General features: G+C 39.3%; 18 protein-coding genes. 6 read left to right on the top strand and 12 right to left on the bottom strand.

Translation table 11 applies throughout. The features are described 5' to 3' along the window. Nucleotides 1-111: 111 nt before the first annotated feature. The 3 genes from AC3QLY_RS04720 to AC3QLY_RS04710 are packed head-to-tail and all read right to left on the bottom strand — an operon-like array spanning nucleotide 112 to nucleotide 2,933. A complete protein-coding gene (locus AC3QLY_RS04720; protein ID WP_492990778.1) occupies nucleotides 112-1,122 on the bottom strand; it encodes an aldo/keto reductase in 1,011 nt (336 codons plus the stop codon). 37 nt (nucleotides 1,123-1,159) lie between these two features. Further along, the gene (locus AC3QLY_RS04715; protein ID WP_218330784.1) at nucleotides 1,160-2,023 is read right to left on the bottom strand and encodes a carboxymuconolactone decarboxylase family protein; all 864 of its coding nucleotides are present in this window, start codon (nucleotides 2,021-2,023) and stop codon (nucleotides 1,160-1,162) included. Nucleotides 2,024-2,027: 4 nt separating this feature from the next. Further along, nucleotides 2,028-2,933 (bottom strand): MBL fold metallo-hydrolase, encoded by a 906-nt coding sequence (locus AC3QLY_RS04710; protein WP_218330785.1) that lies wholly within the window; start codon nucleotides 2,931-2,933, stop codon nucleotides 2,028-2,030. A 157-nt stretch (nucleotides 2,934-3,090) separates the two neighbouring features. On the opposite strand from AC3QLY_RS04710, the gene AC3QLY_RS04705 reads away from it, so the two are divergent. Next, nucleotides 3,091-3,987: a helix-turn-helix domain-containing protein gene (locus AC3QLY_RS04705; protein WP_218330786.1), complete on the top strand. Its 897-nt coding sequence runs from the start codon at nucleotides 3,091-3,093 to the stop codon at nucleotides 3,985-3,987. Nucleotides 3,988-4,116: 129 nt separating this feature from the next. Here the strand turns inward: AC3QLY_RS04705 and AC3QLY_RS04700 are convergent, their stop codons facing one another. The 7 genes from AC3QLY_RS04700 to AC3QLY_RS04670 all read right to left on the bottom strand — a co-directional run bounded on the left by AC3QLY_RS04700 (nucleotide 4,117) and on the right by AC3QLY_RS04670 (nucleotide 6,914). Continuing rightward, nucleotides 4,117-4,287 carry a DUF2200 family protein gene (locus AC3QLY_RS04700; protein ID WP_218330787.1) on the bottom strand — a complete coding sequence of 57 codons (171 nt, stop codon included), beginning with the start codon at nucleotides 4,285-4,287 and terminating at the stop codon, nucleotides 4,117-4,119. A gap of 172 nt (nucleotides 4,288-4,459) precedes the next feature. Next, on the bottom strand, nucleotides 4,460-4,747 hold the full coding sequence (locus AC3QLY_RS04695) for a YdeI/OmpD-associated family protein (protein ID WP_218330788.1): 288 nt from the start codon (nucleotides 4,745-4,747) through the stop codon (nucleotides 4,460-4,462). Continuing rightward, complete coding sequence (locus tag AC3QLY_RS04690) at nucleotides 4,744-5,115, bottom strand: iron chaperone (protein ID WP_218330789.1); 372 nt, start codon at nucleotides 5,113-5,115, stop codon at nucleotides 4,744-4,746. The genes AC3QLY_RS04695 and AC3QLY_RS04690 overlap by 4 nt, the downstream gene beginning before the upstream one ends. 60 nt (nucleotides 5,116-5,175) lie before the next feature. Continuing rightward, entirely contained in the window at nucleotides 5,176-5,748 is a 573-nt protein-coding gene (locus AC3QLY_RS04685; protein WP_492990775.1) for a transposase, read from the bottom strand. Nucleotides 5,749-5,937: 189 nt separating this feature from the next. Continuing rightward, entirely contained in the window at nucleotides 5,938-6,072 is a 135-nt protein-coding gene (locus AC3QLY_RS04680) for a hypothetical protein (RefSeq protein WP_262900168.1), read from the bottom strand. 29 nt (nucleotides 6,073-6,101) lie between these two features. Continuing rightward, nucleotides 6,102-6,509, bottom strand: a complete 408-nt coding sequence (locus AC3QLY_RS04675) for an IS110 family transposase (protein WP_218330791.1) — start codon at nucleotides 6,507-6,509, stop codon at nucleotides 6,102-6,104. 243 nt (nucleotides 6,510-6,752) lie between these two features. Continuing rightward, nucleotides 6,753-6,914 carry a hypothetical protein gene (locus tag AC3QLY_RS04670; protein ID WP_492990774.1) on the bottom strand — a complete coding sequence of 54 codons (162 nt, stop codon included), beginning with the start codon at nucleotides 6,912-6,914 and terminating at the stop codon, nucleotides 6,753-6,755. Between the two features lie 149 nt (nucleotides 6,915-7,063). Between AC3QLY_RS04670 and AC3QLY_RS04665 the strand changes: the two genes are divergently transcribed. Together AC3QLY_RS04665 and AC3QLY_RS04660 are read left to right on the top strand one after the other, a co-directional pair. After that, complete coding sequence (locus AC3QLY_RS04665; protein WP_074419275.1) at nucleotides 7,064-8,203, top strand: AI-2E family transporter; 1,140 nt, start codon at nucleotides 7,064-7,066, stop codon at nucleotides 8,201-8,203. Between the two features lie 75 nt (nucleotides 8,204-8,278). Beyond that, nucleotides 8,279-9,184 (top strand): hypothetical protein, encoded by a 906-nt coding sequence (locus AC3QLY_RS04660; RefSeq protein WP_492990772.1) that lies wholly within the window; start codon nucleotides 8,279-8,281, stop codon nucleotides 9,182-9,184. Nucleotides 9,185-9,240: 56 nt separating this feature from the next. Here the strand turns inward: AC3QLY_RS04660 and AC3QLY_RS04655 are convergent, their stop codons facing one another. Beyond that, nucleotides 9,241-9,840 carry a NifU family protein gene (locus tag AC3QLY_RS04655; protein WP_218330793.1) on the bottom strand — a complete coding sequence of 200 codons (600 nt, stop codon included), beginning with the start codon at nucleotides 9,838-9,840 and terminating at the stop codon, nucleotides 9,241-9,243. Nucleotides 9,841-10,063: 223 nt separating this feature from the next. Then, nucleotides 10,064-12,436, bottom strand: a complete 2,373-nt coding sequence (locus tag AC3QLY_RS04650) for an ATP-dependent helicase (RefSeq protein ID WP_228733137.1) — start codon at nucleotides 12,434-12,436, stop codon at nucleotides 10,064-10,066. A 208-nt stretch (nucleotides 12,437-12,644) separates the two neighbouring features. On the opposite strand from AC3QLY_RS04650, the gene glk reads away from it, so the two are divergent. The 3 genes from glk (at nucleotide 12,645) to AC3QLY_RS04635 (ending at nucleotide 16,889) form a co-directional block, all read left to right on the top strand. Continuing rightward, on the top strand, nucleotides 12,645-13,688 hold the full coding sequence (gene glk, locus AC3QLY_RS04645) for a glucokinase (RefSeq protein ID WP_074419277.1): 1,044 nt from the start codon (nucleotides 12,645-12,647) through the stop codon (nucleotides 13,686-13,688). A gap of 107 nt (nucleotides 13,689-13,795) precedes the next feature. Then, the gene (locus tag AC3QLY_RS04640) at nucleotides 13,796-14,578 is read left to right on the top strand and encodes a murein L,D-transpeptidase catalytic domain family protein (RefSeq protein ID WP_141676770.1); all 783 of its coding nucleotides are present in this window, start codon (nucleotides 13,796-13,798) and stop codon (nucleotides 14,576-14,578) included. A 211-nt stretch (nucleotides 14,579-14,789) separates the two neighbouring features. Continuing rightward, a complete protein-coding gene (locus AC3QLY_RS04635) occupies nucleotides 14,790-16,889 on the top strand; it encodes a peptidylprolyl isomerase (protein WP_218330794.1) in 2,100 nt (699 codons plus the stop codon). Nucleotides 16,890-16,911 lie beyond the last annotated feature (22 nt).

Raw genomic sequence — 16,911 nt, 5'->3', positions numbered from 1 at the left:
ATACACTTTTTTATAAGAACCTTCACACTATAGTATTAAGTATTAGTATCCAACTTTTCCACATCAAATTCTTAACGGACTATTGTTTAATACAACAAAGCATTTAAGCATTTAACGTCCCGTCAAGCTTTCATGAAAATCTGAATAACGATTGCCCTGAACGGTAATGTGAGAGGCCGCTTCTTCTATTTCTTTTAAATCATCGTTTGTAAGTGCAACGTCAATCGCTCCCAAATTTTCTTCTAAACGTTCCAGTTTTGTTGTGCCGGGAATAGGAACTATCCACGACTTTTGCGCCAGCAGCCATGCTAGTGCAATTTGTGCAGGTGTTGCATTTTTTTCCTGTGCAACTTTGTTTAATAAATCAACCAGAGCCTGGTTTGCTTTTCTGTTTTCGGGGCTGAACCGAGGAACTGTATTGCGAAAATCGTCACTATCTAATTTTGTGGTTTCATCAATTTTTCCTGTAAGAAATCCTTTGCCTAAAGGACTGAATGGAACAAAACCAATTCCTAATTCTTCCAATGTTGGAATGATTTCTTTTTCAGGTTCTCTTGTCCAGAGAGAGTATTCGCTTTGCAATGCAGTAACCGGCTGCACTGCATGTGCTTTGCGAATGGTTTGTGCGCCGGCTTCTGATAATCCCCAATATTTTACTTTGCCTTGCTCAATTAATTGCTTTACTGTTCCCGCCACATCTTCAATCGGAACATTGGTATCAACGCGATGTTGATAGTACAAATCAATGGCTTCTATTCTTAATCTTTTAAGGGAACCTTCCACCACTTTTTTTATATGTTCAGGTCGGCTATTTAGTGCATTCCATCTTGCATTTGCCTCATTTTCATTTGCAGCCGCCCATCCGAACTTTGTTGCAATGGCTACTTTACCTTTAAATGGTTCTAACGCTTCACCAACCAATTCTTCATTTGTAAATGGACCATACACTTCTGCCGTGTCAAAAAATGTTATACCAAGCTCAACTGCCGAACGAATGAACTGAATCATTTCCTGTTTATCTTTCGCTGCACCATAAGACCAACTCATTCCCATACATCCAAGCCCAAGCGCAGACACTTCAAGCCCGGTATTGCCCAATTTTCTTTTTTGTATTGTTTTCATTTTTCTAATATTTTCTTTGATGAAATTGTGTTGTTTTCTAATGAACATCTTTTTCAATTTTAGCCTCTTTAATTGCATAAATAGCATTTGCAATGCGTGGAAAGCCAATGTATGGATATAATTGTATTAAAGCAGAAAGAAGGGTTTCTTTATCGTTACCTACTTTCATATTACCAACGGCATGAGAACCCATTTGCTTGTCAGCACCTCCTAAAGTAGCCAGGGCACAAAATATCATAAGCTCTCTTGTTTTTAGATTGAGCCCATTTCTCGTATAAAAATCACCAAAACATGATTCGGTCAATATTCTCGGAACTGCTTCCGCAAATTCGCCGGGCAAATCTTTCATGTTTTGTTTCATTCCTTCTCCATAAATCGGCGTTTGAATTTCTTTTCCCTTATTGAATCTTTCACTGTCAGCTATTGTTGCTTCATTTTCCAAAGGCAGTTTTATTCCTCTGTCTTTGAAAACACTGTTTATAGTATCTAACGCATTTAATACTTTGGGATAGCCTATGAATGGAGCTAACTGATAAATTATTTCCCTGATTTCAATCGGCTTTACACCGATGTTCAATGCAGCGTTTGTATGTGCTTTCAATTGTGGCAGCGTCTGATTTGTTGCAAGAGCTGTAATCGTGATGAGTTCACGGGTGGTGTCGCTGAGATTGCCTATATAAAATACTTCGCCGAAAATGAAGCGTTGTAAAATGTTCATTAATTCAGGGTCGTCAGAATTTGATACAGATTGAACTTGTTTGAAAAGTTCTTCAAATTTCTGTTTTGATTTTTCTATTCTGTTCATAGTATCTTTTTTATTAGATTGTTTGATGGTATTTTGCGACATTGACTGCGACAATGAGCATACAATAATTGTAAATGCGAGGAGTATATGTTTCATAATTTCAGTTTTTATTTTTTAACCGTTTCAATATAAAAGGCTCACCCGGTGCCAAAACATTTATCCGTTCTGGATTGACAACTTTGTCAATCAGGTGTTTTGGGTCGCCATTGAAAGGTGAAAAATCCGGAGCATCAACAAATCCCCAATGACTGAGTATAATCGGTGTGTTTGGATAAGCATTTGCAATTTTTACAGCACCTTCCAATCCTGAATGAAAAGCAGCATCCTCGGAGTAGTTAAACAGGATTGCATCAGGTTTAGGCATGTGCAGTTGTTCCTGCATAAATCTTGAATCACCGGGAGCCCAGATGGAGCCATCCGGCGTGTTGAACCAAAAGCCGCAGGCATCTCCCGGCGAATAATAGCGCTGACCGGGTTTTGGAAAATCGTTCTGCCAGGCATGGTCTGCAAGGGTTAGCCTAGCGGTTACTTTTCCAAAATGAAACGTATCTCCTATGTAATGTCCAAAAGAATGAAAGCCTTCATTTTTCATTAAAGAATCTACATAAATAGTAGAATGGAATTCTTTTGTTACAGAAGCAAGGTCATGAAAGGTTTCAACGCTGTAATGGTCATTATCGCTATGTGTTGCAAGCACTGCATCAAGGTGCGGAACGCTTTTTGGCTTAATGGGAAAATCCATTAATAAAGGCATGTCGTAACCTTCCATCAGCGGGTCAATCATAAACGTTGTGCCGTGGCTATTGATAAAAAATCCTGCCATGCCCAACCACCGTATTGTTGTATTATTTGATGATGCAAATGCTTCAGCGCTGAAAGGTTGAGTTGCTGGTGCTTTTGCCTGAAATTTCTTTGCAGTGCTATCGGTGCCTGATTGTACCTGTGAGGTAGAAGCTGAGGTTATAACAATCATTAGCAATAAGAATATGTATTTTGTCTTTACCATTTCTATTTGTTGCGTTTTGAAAAGCAAAGTTCTTTATACTTTCGCGCTAAATAGTTATACGAATTCCTGTTTTACTTACCAATATTTCCGGTTGTAAAGGCGAATGCAAAAGCTATAGAATACTTATCCTAATTTTAATTTTAATAATGAGTTATTCATGGAAAAAATAATCAAAATAGAAAGCGTTGCACAATTCAACAAAGACAGGGGGCAGAAGACACTGCATCCATTAGTAAGTGTTCTTGACCAATCATTTTCCAAACCAGTAGTAGAAGCACGTTATATTTCGGAGTTGTACATTATTTTTTTAAAAGATTTGAAGTGCGGAGAATTAAAATATGGTCGCAGTCATTATGATTATGAAGATGGAACGCTTCTTTTCATAGCCCCCGGTCAGGTATTTGGTTTTGAGGAAAATGGAAAAATGGTGCAGCCAACAGGATGGGCATTGGTTTTTCATCCTGATTTAATCCGGGGAACACATCTTGGTAAACACATTACTGATTATAGCTTTTTTACCTATGATGCAAATGAGGCGCTTCATCTTTCAGATGCCGAAAGACAAATTGTGTTAGAGTGTTTTAATAAAATTAGTTATGAACTAACACATGCCATTGATAAACACAGCAGAACTTTAGTTGTGACTAATATTGAACTGTTTTTAAATTATTGTGTACGTTTTTACGACAGGCAATTTGTAACGAGAGAACATCCTCATAAGAATATATTAGTTGGTTTTGAAAGTTTGTTAAACGATTATTTTAATTCTGACAAACCGCAAACTTTAGGATTGCCTTCTGTTAGTTATTGTGCAGGTGAACTTAATTTATCGGCAAAGTATTTTGGAGATGTAATAAAAAAAGAAACAGGAAAGTCGGCACAAGAGTTTATACAATTGAAATTAATAGATATTGCAAAAGAAAAAATTTTTGATACAAGCAAATCAGTAAGTGAAATTGCTTATGAGCTTGGATTTAAATATCCTTCACATTTTACCCGTTTATTTAAACAAAAGGTTGGTCAATCTCCGGTTGAATATAGAACGTTAAATTAAGTATTTTCCAATTGAGCACTCAATGCGGTGCGTTGGCTATTGCAGGTCTTTTGCAGGTTGGGTTTGTGCGATGGTTATTTTAGAATTTATAGTTGTCCCTTTGTGAATTGCGGGGGTGTCCAAACAGGGTTACACACAACGTTGGGCGGCTTTGCGATGGGCTGGGAATAGCGACTGGTCAGTAGATTGCCTTGACAGAGGATTTTCAATTTCTTTTATCCGATAGCCGCAAATTATATCGATTATGAGATGTGCGTTAGGGTTCAATGTTGCTTCCCTGAAGAATGTTTCAAAAGTCACTTTCTAATCAATTCTTTTAATTTTTGTCGTCTAAGCCGGCAACCATTTTATCACCAAATACAATTCTTTCTTTGTTCTGCATTTACTCTCAACTTTTGTTATATAATATAATATAGATATACGGATGCAAATACCATCTTTACAACTCGTTTATCGTTTTCAGGTGTTGCTTTCATATTTCAAGTTTTTTAAACCATTTTTTTGCATTTGGTCTGCGATGTGGACATCCGGGCCAACAACAGGGTTGCCGTTTCCCTTCTTTCAATTCTTCAGCCATACGTTCAATATGCTCTGCTCTCGTTTCTTTTTTTTTGACGATGGTAACCCAGCAAATCCATTCATTGCGCTGAATAGGCGTAAGATTATTCCATTTCACAAGAATGTCGGCATCAGATGACAATGCTTTTTGCATATCACTCGGCACTTCATGCAGGATACCATTGGAAATTTTACTATTCATTTTTTTTGTTTTTTAGCGTCTTCTTCCACACGAAACTTCACTATCTTTTTTATCAATGCCATTGGTAATGGTTTGCCTATGGGAAACTGAATTGCTCCTTTTGAGGTACTATATTTCTCTAATTCCTTTTTGAAATGAACAATCGGATTGGACGTGGGATAAAAGCCGATATGCGCTTTGTGAACCGCATAATAAACCAACACTTTGTTCTGTTTGAAAGCGGGCATACCGTAGCTGATGGTATCCGTTGCCTGTGGTGCAACCTGCTTTATTCCCTGTCGCAGTTGTTCAAGAACTTTCCGAATACCGGCAGATTGCGATGCGTGATATTCGTCTATGTCATTAAACTTTAAGTTACTTTTGTTCATATGTCAACTTGTTTCGTGAGGTCGTATAACATTCTGACTAACGTTTTCCAACTTCTTGATTTAAAGTTGTAAACCGAGGTCATGGGTTGTGATGTTAAATTTATGAATAAGGCGTTTCATTTCTAAGACTTTTCTCTTTCTTTTCTGGTCAAGAAATTCGTATTGGGCGGGCGGGGAATAGGGGATTGCTTTTACCACCATGTCCCGGATGATGATGGCCAGTTTTCGGGCCGTGGCAGAAATGGCGGCAGCCCTTCCCCTCCGAAAAGCAATCCGCTTAAAGAAATTGGAGAGGTGTGTGTCTTTGAGATTGCTGATGGCATTGGCGGCATTTCGCAGCGCTATTTTCAGCCGGTTGCTTCCTTTGGGTATTTTATGGCTGAGTACTCTGCCACCCGATACTCTGTTGTTGGGGGAGAGGCGCAGCCATCTGGCAAACCATTTTGCCGTATCAAATTTTTTAAGTCCGTCAACTCTCACTTCACTCATTAATGCTATGATGGTACTGTGCCCCACGCCTTCCACAGCCATCAGGTCAATGCCATTAAAGTATTGATAAGCGATCTGGTTGAGGTCAAAATTTTGGGGTGCATTTTTGTTTACTCTTTTATGCGGCTTAGCATCGGTTTTCAACTTTTTTTTATTTTCATCGGCGTTGATAAAACTCTTGATGAGTTCTTCAATGGAGGCACCACACTGTTGTATTTTTTGTTGAATGGATTTGTAAATATCATATTCTTGGTGCAGTGCAGGGCAAAGAGATAATCGGTTCTTCCATTACTGTGCAAGGCTTTGGCGGTTTCGGTTGCTGATTTTCTACAATTACCGTTTCTGAGGGCGGCCAGGGTTTCGGGATTTTTTTTCACCTTTGCAGATGGCATCAATGATGGCAAGACCGGTGATGTCATTGACCACTGCATCCAGCCGCAGGTTAAGCAGGCGCAGATACTTCTGCATTTTTCGGGTGGTGGCGGCGCTGTTGTCAATCAGGTTGGTTCAGTGGCGGTCGTACTTACGCAGGTATTGGGTAAAAAACTTCCGGATAATAAACCGAGCGGATGAAGTTTTTGAATCCATTGACAATCCTGCACATCGGATTTTTCCCCTTTGATGTTTTTGGTAAACTTTCCATTGCAGAGGATAACCTGCATCCCGGCCTGATGCAAATTGCTGAACAGACTTTGCCAGTACGTACCGGTGCTTTCCATCGCTATAGAATTAATTTTGTTTTGCAGGAGCCACTCGGTGAGGGCATGCAGGTCTTCATTATACACACCAAATTCTTTTACATCTTCCGCATTTTGTCCGATGGCCACAAAATGGGAACGGCTGCCTACATCAATACCGGCAGCGTGGGGTTGGATGATTTCCAAGGAAGTTTTTTTCTTTACCATAAAAAAGATTTTTAAGTGAAAAAACTCTAAGAAAATGTATTTTCGTGCTGTAATTATTCTGAACGGGGTTGCCGACAAGTCGGCACCACCAATGTAATTATAACAAGTCCTGATGTTGACAATCTGGACATTTACATTTCAACCAGGATTGCACACGGGCTATGATGCACCAATGCTTAAATCGGCCTTGCATAGAGTGCTGCGAATATAAGCCCGTTAGCCGAGGTAATTAATTGGGAAACCCTAATAGGTGGATTGTATGCAACGTAAGGGTAAGGCAGCCAAATGTGCAGCGCTTGCGCCAGTTAATATAAACCGACTACTATCGGCATTTAAATAAAACAATGGTTTTTCAGACTGTGCCTTCAACGAATAGGTAGCCAAAACCAAAAGAACTGGCATCAAACGTTTCATTTTTTTCTGTTCAATTAACCATCTATTTTGTTATTTACCACAACAATTTTTTAGAAGCTTACATTGCCTTCGTTATTTATGCTTTATGATGCTTTCTACATTTAGTTTTCCTATTTTTACACAGATCAAAAACATGCCACTTGAAAGCATCGCTCACTTTTTTACAAAAACTGGCTTATACGTTGATTAGTATTTGCCTGATTATTTTGTTGCTATACCATGCACAATCCTTTTTTATTCCGGTTGCTTTTGCGGCTTTGTTTACTTTGTTGTTAATTAGCCCTGCCAATGCTTTTGAAAAATGGGGTATTTCCCGCGGCATCAGTGCATTGTTGGCTGTATTATTAGCCATTATATTGGTGCTGATTGTTTTTTATTTTATTTCATCGCAAATTATTGGCTTTAAAAGCGATTTACCTAAAGTAGGGCAACAACTGTATATTGCCATCTCCGATTTAGAAAACTGGGCACAACAACACTTTCACATTAGTGACCAACATTTTAAAAAACTGATTGACTCGGTTACTACACAATCTATGACCAGCACATCGGCTATTGTGGGAAGCACATTCTCTACTTTATCCAATGTATTGGTGTATTTGGTGCTCATTCCTATTTATACTTTTTTACTCTTATTGTACCGACATATTGTGATGGGATTTTTTGTAAAAAGCTTCGGCAATGCCCATGCGTTAACCGTAATTGATGTTTTACATAAAATTAGGATGATCATAAAAGATTATGTTTTTGGTTTGTTAATTGAATTATTGATCGTAGCGGTTCTCAACTATATTGGCCTGTTAATTTTGGGTGTACAATATGCTATTTTATTGGCCGTGGTGGCAGCCATATTAAACCTCATTCCTTATCTTGGCATATATACCGCCACGTTGCTAAGTATGTTAATTACATATACCAATAATACCCCTACTGCTGTATTGGGAGTGGCCATTGTAATGATTGTAGTGCATTTAATAGACAGCAATATTTTATTGCCAAAAGTTGTAGGTTCAAAAGTTAAAATCAATGCACTGGCTACTATTTTAGGCGTTGTTGTTGGCAGCCTGCTTTGGGGCATACCCGGTATGTTTTTGGCCTTACCCATACTGGCTATTTTAAAAATTATTTTTGATTCTGTAGAGCACTTACAAGCCTGGGGTTACTTGTTGGGTGATGATAGCGATAATTCAGAACATGTTCATAAAAAAAGAAAAAATATTTTAATGCATTTATTCAAAAAAAATACCGGCTCAAAGAACAGCAAAAATCATAATGCATAAATTTTATTGTGTTGGGTTTTTAAACGAATGTCTGCTGACTTGGTCTCATGGTTTCATAATGAGTAACCATTCCATATGCAACAACTTAAAATATTTACCTTCTTCGCTTTTATTTCGTTTTTATGCCTCTCCAGAACGTTTGCGCAAAGTAGTTCAGATAGTACGCACTCATACTGGAAAGCTTCAGTAGATTATTTAAGCAATGCTGTGTATAATGGCAGAAAAGACTCTGCTGTATTGCCTTATATTACCCCTATAATTGGTTATTACCACAAAAGCGGGCTATATTTTAGTGCCAGTGTTGCTTATGCAGCAGTAGCCAATGAAAACAGAATTGATTATTTTTCGTTGGATGCGGGATATAATTTCTCCATCCAAAATTTCAGTGGCGATGTAAGGGCCAATAAAACCTTTTACAATGCACAAAGTACCGCAATTAAAAGTGATATAAAGGGTGGAATAGGAGCCGACTTAAGCTATGATTTTAATTTTTTGCAAGCAGGTATAAGTGCTGATGTAATTTTTGATAACAAAACAGATATTGCTTTTAATACCAACATTGCCCATGCTTTTAGCTGGGGCACCGAAAACAGGCAATGGAGTATAACACCTACTTTAGCTGCTAATTTCAGCAGTTTATATTTTTATGAAGGATACACCAATCGTAGAGTGGGTAAAGCTATAAAGAAAATAAACCCAAATGTGGTTTCAGTAAAATCCACCACCCTTGTTCCTAATCCCGGTATTACGCTATTAGATTATGAGGCCTCATTACCGCTTATGTACGATGCCAAAAAATGGGGCATTGCATTTACACCCACCTATGCCATTCCCATGAACAAAATTGAAACCACCACTACCACTACCTACACTTTAAAAAACAGAACCACTTATACCATTACCAATAATACCACACCGGCTTCAGAAAAGCATCTAGCAAATTCATTCTTTGCCGAACTCTCGATCTATTTCAAGTTCTAAACATAAAAACCCTTCTCTGTTTTTTCAGAGAAGGGAAAACTATAAAAAATGAAAAACTATTCTGCTTCAGCAACTACTTCTTTCACTTCGGGAATCATGCGCTTCATCATGCCTTCAATACCTGCTTTTAAAGTAATCATGGAAGATGGACAACCGCTGCAACTGCCTTGTAACATCAGGTTAACAATTCCCTCTTTATAACTACGAAACTGAATGGCACCGCCATCCATTTCTACCGCCGGTTTTACATAATTTTCCAACAATTCTTTGATGCGTTTTACCACATCATCATCATCGGCTGCTACCACATTACCTGATTCCTGTTTCATTTGCGCTACTTCTTCTTCATTAATAACAGGTCCGCCATTTTCTAAATAATCTTTCAGAAATTGTTTGATGGTTGGAATCACATCCTGCCAGTCGCCAGTATCCGGTGTTTTGGTTAAGGTTACAAAATTGCTGGCAATAAATACACTTTTAATGAACGGAAAACTAAACAATTCTTTTGCCAATGGAGAAGGCCCTGCACTGCGTTCATCCTGAAAGTCAATACTTTTTCCGGGATACAGTAGCTTATTGGCCACAAACTTCATTGTTTCCGGATTGGGCGTCATTTCTGTATAAATACTTACAATGGTGTTGCCTGTTTTTATCATAACGAATGATTTATTGCTTCAACCGCAAAATTAATCAAATAGCAGCGAAAGGGGCACCCGAATGCCTGTTACATGCTGTTTTTTTCGGGAATCGAAAGCAATACCGGTGCCATTTGTTTCAAAAAATAGCGGTAACCGCAAGTTTACTAAGGTTAATTTGCGCTGTTGTAGGGCAGGTTGCCAACAACAAATAAAGTCCGGCAAAGCAGGAATGGGATCCTAATTATTTCTGTACTATCCTGATTTTTGCATAATTCAGCATAATTTTCTTTTCGCCATTGTGCTCAAACTGAATGGTAGCAATAGGATTGTGTGCACCACCTTCTATTTTAATAATTTTTCCAAAACCAAATTTCTGATGTTCAACCGTTTGGCCGGCTTCCATATCAGAGGGATCACCGGGTTCAAAATCGGGAGAGGGTACATGAACCGTTACTTTAGGTGGTGGTGGGGTAACAGGCATATAAGCGGGTTTGGAAGGCTGTTTCTTGGAAGGAGGGGAGCCATATTGTTTTTCTGCAGCGTTTGTATCGGAATAACCCATACCCCTTTGCATGCGCTGAAAGGCATTACCGTTATTGTACCCATTTCCGGCATTGTTTCTTGCGCCGCCTCCGGCATAACTTTTATCTAACAATGATTCGGGCATTTCTTCCAAAAAGCGACTGGGTTCATTTTGAACAAGGCTTCCAAAACGATAGCGTGCATTGGCATAGCTTAACCACAGCTTTTCTTTGGCACGTGTTACTGCTACATAAAACAAGCGGCGCTCTTCTTCCAATTCTTCTCTTGAATTAATGCTCATGGCATTGGGGAACAGCGTTTCTTCAATACCGCCCACAAACACACATTTAAATTCAAGCCCTTTGGCGGCATGAATGGTCATTAGTTTTACTGAATCTGCATCGGGGTCAGTATCTTTATCTGCATCTGTTAATAAGGTTATTTGCTGTAAATAACTGCCAAGCGATTTATCTACCATTTCGCCCTCTTCATTATCGGGCATCTCTGTCCACTCTTTTATTGAGTTCATGAGTTCCTGCACGTTTTCATAACGGGCCAGGCCTTCTGTAGTTTTGTCATTAAACAACTCTTTCACCAAATTGGTATGTTTGCCCACCTGAACCGCTACTTCATACGCATTATTACCTGCCATCAATGTTTGAAAGTAGCGAATCATGGTTACAAAATTTTGAATGGATTCCAGCGTAGCGCCTTTAAACCCATGGGCTGCGGCCGATTGCAACACTTCGTATAATGTAGTGTTTGTTTCATTGGCAATAATCACTGCTTTTTCAATAGTTGTTTTGCCAATACCCCGAACAGGATAGTTAATAATTCTTTTCAGCGCTTCCTCATCTCTGGTATTTACAATTACCCGTAAGTAAGCAATATAATCTTTCACTTCTTTCCGTTGGTAAAAGCTGAGGCCGCCATAAATTTTATACGGTATGCCCATGCGGCGCAGGCTTTCTTCAAACGAACGGCTTTGGGCATTGGTGCGGTATAAAATAGCAAAATCTTTATTATCGTAATGGTTGCGCAGTTTTTGTTCCTGAATGGTATCGGCTACAAACTTTCCTTCTTCATTATCGGTCATGGTGCGTACCAGCTTAATTTTTTCGCCGGTCGCATTTTCGGTCCATAATAATTTGGGTATTTGTCCCTTGTTGTTTTTAATTACTTCGTTGGCTACTTTAATAATGGTATCGGTACTGCGGTAGTTTTGCTCTAATTTTACCAGCTTTACATCATCATAATCTTTTTGGAACTGCAATATATTTTCGATGGTGGCTCCGCGAAAGCTGTAAATACTCTGGGCATCATCGCCCACCACACAAATATTTTCATGAATGGCCGCCAGCAGTTTGGTAATTTGATATTGTACCGGATTGGTATCCTGGTACTCATCAATCAAAATATATTTAAACTTGTTTTGATATTTATACAGCGCCTCATTATGGGTTTTCAGCAACTCATACATTTTGAACAATAAATCATCAAAATCCATCGCCCCGTTTTTAAAACAGCGAGCCGCATAGGCTGCATACACCTGTGCAATAGCGGGGCGGTTGGCACGCATATCTTCCTGTTGAATGTAATAATCTGTGGCATATTCAGCCGGACCAACCAATGCATTTTTAGCCGATGAAATTCTGTTATGTACAATGTTGGGCTTGTAGTGCTTATCATCTAAATTCAATTCATTAATCACGGTTTTTAAAACAGAACGGCTGTCATCTGTATCATATATAGTGAAATTACTGGGGTAGCCCAACCGATGTGCTTCGCCCCTGAGAATACGAGCAAATACACTGTGAAAAGTGCCGATATACAAGTTTCGTGCATCATGATTGCCCAAAATCCTTTCTACCCGCTCTTTCATTTCCTGCGCTGCCTTATTGGTAAAAGTTAATGCTAAAATATTAAAGGCATCTACCCCATTGGCCATTAAATGCGCAATCCGGGTAGTTAATACTTTTGTTTTTCCACTACCGGCTCCGGCAATAATTAACAAAGGACCCTTGATGGTGGTTACCGCTTCCCTCTGGGGTTCATTTAATCCGTTTAAGTAATTGGGCTGTGTCATTCTCATTCATTCGGCTCTGTTGATGGAACCTGATTATAGTAAATTCAATATAATTCTTTTTGCTGATCACCGGCGTATATTTCCACCATTTTCTGCGCTGCAAGATAACAGCTATGCCCGGTATTCAAACAGTATGTGCATATTCTTTCGGGCAAAAATTTCAACAGGCTATTGGCGGTACAAATAAATCATTTATACTAACTTGCCGCTTATTATGAATCCATCTTTACATCTTCCGATTGCTTTCCCTCATTTGCAGGCAGCACCCGATAATATTTTGGTATTAGCAGGCGATATTGGTGGTACAAAAGCCAACATTGCTTTGTTTAAAGTGAATGGCCAGGGATTTACCTCTATAAAAGAAAAACGGTATACCAGTAAAGACTATCATTCCTTTCATGAAATTCTGACCGATTTTTTAAAAGATCAGCTCGTGCCGGAGCGCATTTGCCTCTCAGTAGCCGGCCCTATTATAGAAGGATCGGTAAAGTTTACCAATTTAAGCTGGGAAATTAATGGAAAAGATATCAGCCGATTGATGCATAACTGTCCGGTGGCCATTTTAAATGATCTGGAAGCCACAGCTTATGGTCTTGCAGCCGTTGCTCCCAATGAGCTGCACATATTACACAAGGGAAAAAATGAAACACCGGGCAATATTGGCATATTGGCGGCAGGTACTGGCTTGGGCGAAGCGGGAATGTACTTTGATGGAACTGCTTACCATCCCTTTGCCACAGAAGGCGGGCACTGCGATTTTGCCCCCCGCACCCACCAAGATATTGCCTTGATGCATTTTTTAATGGAAAAATATCCGCATGTTAGCTGGGAACGACTGCTTAGTGGTGGTGGCATTGAAAACATCTGGGATTTTTTAGTACTAAAAGAGGCAAAGAAATGTCCGGATCCAATTTTATCGGGTATTCAAACAGCAGCCGATAAGGCTGCAGCCATCAGCAAAGCGGCAAAGGATCGCTCCTGCCCGGTTTGCTTGGAAACCTTGCAATTGTTTAACCGATACCTTTCTATTGAGGCGGCTAATATAATTCTGAAATACAAAGCTACCGGTGGACTTTATCTGGCCGGGGGTATTGTACCAAAAGTGTTGCCTTTATTAAATGCTACAGTTTGGGATGAAACGTTTCAAAACAGCGGCAGAATGCGTCAGCTATTGGCAGAAGTAAGCGTTCATGTGGTACTGAATCAACAAGCGCCTTTATTGGGCGCCGGCTACTATGCATGGTTGGGAATGCATTAATTTGGTGTGTTTGCTTTGTTAAAGAAAGGTTAATAAATATTGCCTATGGCGCTACTTTTTCGCTATTTCAAGTAGTTTGCATTCTTCTTGAAATTTATTTGTGCAGCATGATGTTGTTGAAAGGTAAAAAAACAGTCCAATTTATCCTATGTATCATTGCCCTTCCGGCGATGTTTAGTTTTGCGCCAAACTTTGCGTATAGTCCTCAAAATCGTCATATTCCGCTCAAAAATATTGCCCCGTCTACCCATTTATCCCTTTACCAACAATTGGCTTTAGCCTACAAAGGTCTATCCTTTACAGCCTACAAAATGGCATTGGCCGGAATGCAGGAATTATTACAAGCAGGTAAAATTCAAAACGATGCTGTTTTAACCATTATTGATTTTAGTTTACCTTCTTCACAAAAAAGATTATTTGTAATTGACTTGTTGCATGGGGCATTGTTGTACAATACCTATGTGGCACATGGAAAAAATTCCGGCAAACTAATGGCCACCCAATTCTCTAACAGGGCCAATAGTTATAAAAGCAGCTTAGGTTTTTATGTTACTGAAAACACTTATCGCGGCAAACATGGTTTTGCACTACGGTTAAATGGTTTAGAACCGGGTATTAATGACAATGCCTACAAAAGAGGTATCGTAATACATTCAGCACCTTATGCCAGTGAAAAGTTTATAAAAGCACAAGGCTATCTGGGCCGCAGCGAGGGCTGCCCTGCACTGCCTCCCAAACTGGCACCGGCTATTATTCAAACCATTAAAAACGGGTCTTGTATTTTTGCTTACAGCCCCAGTGAACATTATCTGACAGCATCTGCTATCATCAGCCAATTACCCGATTCGCTTTCCGGCAATTTTTCCACAGCAGCCAACTTTAGTTTATAAAACAGGGTACTAGGGTACTCTGTTTCTGTTGCAGAACAAAGCACCTAAACCTTCCCGAAACAACGATTTTCCAAAAACTGGGATGAGATTGTTATAGTGACCCGTTTTAGACAACCACATTGCCTTTTGGTAATTTTTCCACAATTTGTGCAATAAACTTAATCCCCTATTTTTGCCATCCTTATAAAATTTATTACTAACAATTATAGTTATGTCTGTTATTCAACGCATACGCGACAAAGGAGCCTGGTTTGTTTTTGGCATTATTGCACTGGCATTACTGGCGTTTATTCTGCAGGATGGTTCATTTCGCAGGGGAAATTTCTTTTCCAATACTACGGTTATCGGTAAAGTAAATGGCCAAAGTATTGAGCGTGCCGACTTTGAAGAAAAAGTAAGTATGTATGGTGGCCGTGGCGCCAATCGCGAACAAACCATTGCCCAGTTATGGAATAATGAAGTGGCTTCCATTATTATGGATCAGCAATACAAAAAACTAGGACTTACTGTAACGGCAAAAGAAGTGAGCGATATTTTATTTAACCCCATGACCTCGCCGTTAAAACGGGAATTTACTGACCCTAAAACCGGTATGTTTATGGTAGATGAAGCTAAATCGGCTTTTGAACAATTGAAAAAATCGAAGAATACACAACAAATGGCGCAGGTAGAAGAGGCTTATATTAAGCCGGCCATTCAACAGGCTTTACAGGCCAAATATCAGGCTTTGTTGCAACAAGCCATGTATGTTCCTAAATGGTTGGTTACCAAAACCGCATCCGATAACAATTTAATCTCCAACGTTTCTTATGTATATACGCCTTATAGTGCCATACCCGACTCTTCTGTTAAAGTAAGTGACGATGAAATTATGGCTTATGCCAGCAAACATAAAGATGAATACAAACACGATGAAGAAACCCGCAGTATTGCTTATGTAACCTTTGATGCCAACCCAAGTGCGACCGATTCAATGGCAGCCTTTCAACAAGTGCTGGCCAAAAAAGCAGATTTGGCTACCAATACCAACATCAACACCTTCTTTGCACAAAACACATCTGATTTGCCTTTTTATGATGGCTTTATTTCTAAAAATCAAATCAAACAAAAAAGCATTGACTCTATTGCTAAATTACCTGTTAATGGTGTGTATGGTCCTTATTTAGATGGGAATGAATATGTAATTGCTAAACTAATTGCTGTTAAACAATTACCTGATTCTGCAAAAGTGCGCCATATTTTAGTGGCCACCCACCAGCAAGACCCGCAATCAGGTGTATTACAAAGAGTGAGAGAAGATAGCGCCGCCCGTAAAATTATGGACACCGTTGAAATGCAGCTAAAGGCTGGTGTTCCATTTGATTCTGTTGCCTTAAAATATTCTGATGATGGTAACAAAAGCACCGGCGGTGTATACGATTATTTTACTACCGGACGCATGGTTCCTACCTTCAATGATTTTAGTTTTGAAAAACCCGTGGGTAGCAAAGGGGTTATTACCACCGAATATGGCTTACATTATGTAGAAGTATTGGGACAAAAAGGTTCTTCTCCTGCCTACAAAATTGCTTATTATGCTAAACCCATTATCGTTAGCAATGAAACCGATGCCGCAGCCGTAAATGCAGCAGCTCAGTTTGCCTCTCTCAGCAAAAACAAAAAAGATTTTGATGCTACTGCTGCTAAAATGAATAAACCTATTTTAACGGCTGAAGACATTAAAGAGAACGATTACAATATTCCCAATTTGGGTGATAGCCGCCAGTTAGTACGCTGGATTTATGACCATAGTGTAGGTAATGTAGAAGAAGAACCGGTAAGAATTGGCAATAATTATGTGGTTCCTATTGTTATTGCAGACATTAAACCGGGCTTACCGCCAGCAGCCGTTTTAAGACCGCTGATTGAGCCCATAGTACGCAATGAAAAGAAAGCGAAAATATTATTAGACACCAAGTTTAAAGCAGGGGCTGATTTAAATGTGTATGCAACCGCCACCGGTAGTTCTGTTCAAAAAGCAGATAGCGTTTCTTTTAGCAGTCCGTTTATTACCGGCATTGGTAACGATGCTAAATTTACCGGTGCTTCTTTTAACAAATCTTATCTCAATAAAGTTACGCCGCCCGTTGCCGGCAGTAATGGTGTTTTTGCATTACAGGTAGATGCTCTTAATAGCAAACCTTCAACACCTGAAGAAGCACAAACCATTCAGCAAACCCTGTTACAATCATTACGAATGGCTATTTACAGAGGTATGGATGCCCTACGCAAATCGGCCGTAGTAAAAGATTACCGCAGCAAGTTTTATTAGTTCATTCTTTTTTATCAAATAC

It is taken from the genome of Hydrotalea sp. GW822-HT8A01 (assembly GCF_058798575.1).
The sequence above is the reverse complement of the archived record's forward strand: the minus strand, read 5'-3'. Positions and strand labels throughout refer to the sequence as shown.

What these genes read in the sequence shown, in the direction of transcription:
- AC3QLY_RS04720 (WP_492990778.1), bottom strand. Translation starts at nt 1,122, where the DNA reads ATGAAAACAATACAAAAAAGAAAATTGGGCAATACCGGGCTTGAAGTG.
- AC3QLY_RS04715 (WP_218330784.1), bottom strand. Translation starts at nt 2,023, where the DNA reads ATGAAACATATACTCCTCGCATTTACAATTATTGTATGCTCATTGTCG.
- AC3QLY_RS04710 (WP_218330785.1), bottom strand. Translation starts at nt 2,933, where the DNA reads ATGGTAAAGACAAAATACATATTCTTATTGCTAATGATTGTTATAACC.
- AC3QLY_RS04705 (WP_218330786.1), top strand. Translation starts at nt 3,091, where the DNA reads ATGGAAAAAATAATCAAAATAGAAAGCGTTGCACAATTCAACAAAGAC.
- AC3QLY_RS04695 (WP_218330788.1), bottom strand. Translation starts at nt 4,747, where the DNA reads ATGAATAGTAAAATTTCCAATGGTATCCTGCATGAAGTGCCGAGTGAT.
- AC3QLY_RS04690 (WP_218330789.1), bottom strand. Translation starts at nt 5,115, where the DNA reads ATGAACAAAAGTAACTTAAAGTTTAATGACATAGACGAATATCACGCA.
- AC3QLY_RS04680 (WP_262900168.1), bottom strand. Translation starts at nt 6,072, where the DNA reads ATGCAGAAGTATCTGCGCCTGCTTAACCTGCGGCTGGATGCAGTGGTC.
- AC3QLY_RS04675 (WP_218330791.1), bottom strand. Translation starts at nt 6,509, where the DNA reads ATGGTAAAGAAAAAAACTTCCTTGGAAATCATCCAACCCCACGCTGCC.
- AC3QLY_RS04660 (WP_492990772.1), top strand. Translation starts at nt 8,279, where the DNA reads ATGCAACAACTTAAAATATTTACCTTCTTCGCTTTTATTTCGTTTTTA.
- AC3QLY_RS04655 (WP_218330793.1), bottom strand. Translation starts at nt 9,840, where the DNA reads ATGATAAAAACAGGCAACACCATTGTAAGTATTTATACAGAAATGACG.
- AC3QLY_RS04650 (WP_228733137.1), bottom strand. Translation starts at nt 12,436, where the DNA reads ATGAGAATGACACAGCCCAATTACTTAAACGGATTAAATGAACCCCAG.
- glk (WP_074419277.1), top strand. Translation starts at nt 12,645, where the DNA reads ATGAATCCATCTTTACATCTTCCGATTGCTTTCCCTCATTTGCAGGCA.
- AC3QLY_RS04640 (WP_141676770.1), top strand. Translation starts at nt 13,796, where the DNA reads ATGATGTTGTTGAAAGGTAAAAAAACAGTCCAATTTATCCTATGTATC.
- AC3QLY_RS04635 (WP_218330794.1), top strand. Translation starts at nt 14,790, where the DNA reads ATGTCTGTTATTCAACGCATACGCGACAAAGGAGCCTGGTTTGTTTTT.